The sequence below is a fragment of the Pseudundibacterium arcticum genome (genome assembly GCF_042646465.1).
GTDB classification, from domain to species: Bacteria; Pseudomonadota; Gammaproteobacteria; order Burkholderiales; family Burkholderiaceae_D; genus Undibacterium_A; species Undibacterium_A arcticum.
On record NZ_JBHRTP010000121.1, the window covers coordinates 1 to 973 of the forward strand.

Genomic DNA, 973 nt, shown 5'->3' on the forward strand with positions numbered 1-973 from the left:
AGGCAACCGGGCGCATTACCATGGTGAGGCAAATGAGCGACAAGGAAATACTGCGAGGGCACCTGATGGCGCAATTGTTGGAGGGGAAGCTGGACCAGAGAGCGGTTGCTGCACGTCTTGCCATCAGCGTGCGCCAGGTCAAGCGCCTCAAGCGCAGCTACGCCGAGACGGGCATTGCTGGGCTGATCAGTAAGAAGCGTGGTCAACCCTCCCATCGCCGCATCCGGGACAGCGTCCTCTCCGAGGCGATGGCGCTGATCGGCGCCCATTACGCCGATTTCGGCCCCACCCTGGCGACTGAGAAATTGGCTGAGCAGCACGCCATCACGCTGTCGGTGGAGACGGTGCGCCAGTACATGATCGCCGCCGGCTACTGGCAGCCCCGGCGCGGCCAGACCATCCGTGCCCACCCGTTGCGCGAGCGGCGCGCGCGACGCGGGGAACTCATTCAAATCGACGGCTCTCCCCATGACTGGTTTGAAGGGCGCGCGCCCCGCTGCTGTCTGCTGGTATTCATCGATGACGCCACGGGCGAACTGATGGAATTGCAATTCGTCGATACCGAAACGACGCTGGGCTACATGGCCGCGCTGCAGCGCCACATCCAGCGTCATGGCTTGCCGGCGGCGCTCTACAGCGATCGCCACAGCATCTTCCGCATCAATGCGCCCGCTGCCCCCAGCCAGGCGCAGACGCAGTTTGCCCGGGCGCTGGCGGCGCTGGGCATCGACGGCATCCAGGCCAATAGTCCCCAGGCGAAAGGGCGGGTCGAACGCGCCAATCAGACCCTCCAGGACCGGCTGATCAAGGAAATGCGGCTCGTGGGGCTTAACGACCAGGCCAGTGCCAATAGCTGGCTGCCTACCTTCATGACCGACTTCAATCGGCGCTTTGCGGTGAAGCCGGCGCGACAGGACGATGCGCATGTGGCCTATCGGGGCAAGACGGCAGACCTGTGCCGCATCTTGTCGGT

1 protein-coding gene is annotated in these 973 nt (G+C 64.2%); it reads left to right on the top strand.

Going from position 1 to position 973, the window contains the following annotated elements; all coding sequences use genetic code 11:
- Window positions 1-32: 32 nt before the first annotated feature.
- The coding region (locus tag ACFOFO_RS26300) for an ISNCY family transposase (RefSeq protein WP_390333521.1) at window positions 33-973 on the top strand (941 nt) is incomplete at its 3' end.